2 protein-coding genes and 1 pseudogene are annotated in these 2,087 nt (G+C 64.2%); 2 read left to right on the top strand and 1 reads right to left on the bottom strand.

From position 1 onward, the window contains the following. A pseudogene (locus tag IE243_RS22635) lies at positions 1–290 on the bottom strand (hypothetical protein); the annotation flags it as partial. Positions 291–614: 324 nt separating this feature from the next. On the opposite strand from IE243_RS22635, the gene IE243_RS22630 reads away from it, so the two are divergent. Both IE243_RS22630 and IE243_RS22625 read left to right on the top strand, forming a co-directional pair. Then, positions 615–1,511: a tyrosine-protein phosphatase gene (locus IE243_RS22630; RefSeq protein ID WP_244643327.1), complete on the top strand. Its 897-nt coding sequence runs from the start codon at positions 615–617 to the stop codon at positions 1,509–1,511. 79 nt (positions 1,512–1,590) lie between these two features. Continuing rightward, positions 1,591–2,087 (top strand): polysaccharide biosynthesis/export family protein (locus tag IE243_RS22625; protein ID WP_244643326.1); only part of this gene is annotated, 497 nt, incomplete at its 3' end.

Genomic DNA, 2,087 nt, shown 5'->3' with positions numbered 1-2,087 from the left:
GGGGCACGCACGGCCTGGGTCGAGGACGCCGGCACGTTGACAACGCGTCCGCCGCCAAAATCAACGATGGCGTTGCCGGAGCCGCGCACCGAAATCTGGTCGCCAGCCCGGATGACGCTGCCGGCCCGGCCGGGCGTGAAGCCTGAACCACTGTTGACGAGGACAGTCCCCTGAACGCTGGCGAGAACGGCAGTGGTCGGGCAGGATCCCTGGGCGCTGGCGGCCGAAACGCTTGCGGCTCCCGCCACGATGGCGGCTGCCCAAATCGCCAGTGAACGCGCGTTGCCCATATCCATACCCCAAACAGTCCATTTCTGCCTGGTTCAATAGCACGCGACGCGGGTGAATCAAACCGCGTGCAATTAATTGTGTCCGGACGGCGTCTGTTGGGGTTCGCCGTTGATTCCTTGTCTTGCACGACGCAACTGCCGGAACGGGATGGCATTTCCCTGCAACTGCCGAGTTGCGCGTGCGCGGAGCCAGCCTTATAGACCGTGGCGACAGATGGTTGGTGTCTGCAACGTGGGCGGGATGAACTTTGTTTTACAGGCTCCGCAGCCGTCATTCGTACCTGCACGGAGCAACGTCAGGTCCGGGAATCGTTGGTTGCAACCATGATTGATCTGCATAGCCATATCCTGCCCGGACTGGACGATGGCGCCAGTGATCTGGCCGTTTCGCTGGAAATGGCGCGTATGCAGGTGGCGCAGGGCGTCACGGTCATGGCCTGTACGCCGCATATTTTGCCGGGTGTTTACCATAACCACGGAAATGATATCCGTCAGGCTGTTACAGTCTTGCAGCAGGCGCTGGATGATGCGGGCATAGAGCTGTCCCTGGTGAGCGGGGCGGACAACCACATCGTTCCGGATTTCGTGGACGGGCTTCGCGAAGGGCGTCTGCTGTCGCTCGCGGATACGCGCTACGTGCTGGTTGAGCCGCCTCACAATGTTGCGCCGGCCCGGCTGGATGAATTTGTGTTCGGCATTCTGCTGGCCGGTTACGTTCCTGTCATCACGCATCCGGAGCGGTTGCGGTGGATCGAGGAACGTTATGATCTGGTGCAGCGCCTTGCAGAGGCAGGCGTCTGGATGCAGGTCACGTCGGGCTCCCTCGGGGGACGGTTTGGTCGCCGGGCAAAATACTGGGCCGAGCGGATGACCTGCGAGGGGCGGGTCCAGATCCTGGCAAGCGACGCCCATGATACGACGTCGCGCCCTCCGGATCTTGCGTCCGGCTGGCGGGCGGTGGAGCGTCTTGTGGGAGGGGCCGAAGCCGTGCGGATGGTCCGTGAGCGGCCAAGGGACATGATGTGTGACAGACCGGCGGCGGAGTGCGCGCCGGTTGTGGTTGACCGGGGTGAGGGGGAGCGTGGGCATGAAGGGGACGGGAGCAGGGCTGTTCATCGCCGTGACGGCGCTGTGCCTGGGTGGCTGCGTCGCTTCTTCCGACAGGATGCTGGCGCCAGCGGCGGCGGGGAGCGTAGCCGCTCCGGTCGCGGCGACGAATGATCCATCGGTGAAATCGGCGCTGGCCGGAGAAGTCCGCACGGCAACGGCGGCGGGCACGCCGGGAAGTTCGGGATATCGCGTGGGTCCGCTTGACGTCCTCAGCGTCACTGTCTTCAAGGTGCCGGACCTGTCAAAGACGGTGCAAGTGTCGGAGGCGGGTCAGTTCAGCTTTCCGCTGATCGGCGAGGTGCGGGCTGGGGGGCTCACGGTCAGCCAGATCGAGAAGGAACTGGCGGGCCGGCTTGGCGGGGAGTATCTGCGCAACCCGCAGGTGACGGTGCTGGTGTCGCAGTACAACAGCCACCGGATCACGGTTGAGGGCGCCGTGAAGAAGCCGGGGGTGTTCCCGATGCAGGGTCCGATGACGCTGCTGCAGGCGGTTGCGTCGGCTGGGGGACTGGAGGACACCTCGGACGGCACGTTGCTGCTGTTCCGCCAGAGCGGCGGACAGACGGCGGCCGGACGCTACAGCATGAACCAGCTACGGGAGCAGAAAATCCAGGATCCGCCGCTGGCCCCTGGCGATATCGTCATGGTCCCCCAGTCCGACCTGAAGGTCGGTTTCAAATACATCCT

The sequence above is a fragment of the Camelimonas fluminis genome, assembly GCF_014656355.1.
Lineage (GTDB): Bacteria > Pseudomonadota > Alphaproteobacteria > Rhizobiales > Beijerinckiaceae > Camelimonas > Camelimonas fluminis.
This window is presented reverse-complemented; position numbering and strand designations above follow the sequence as displayed.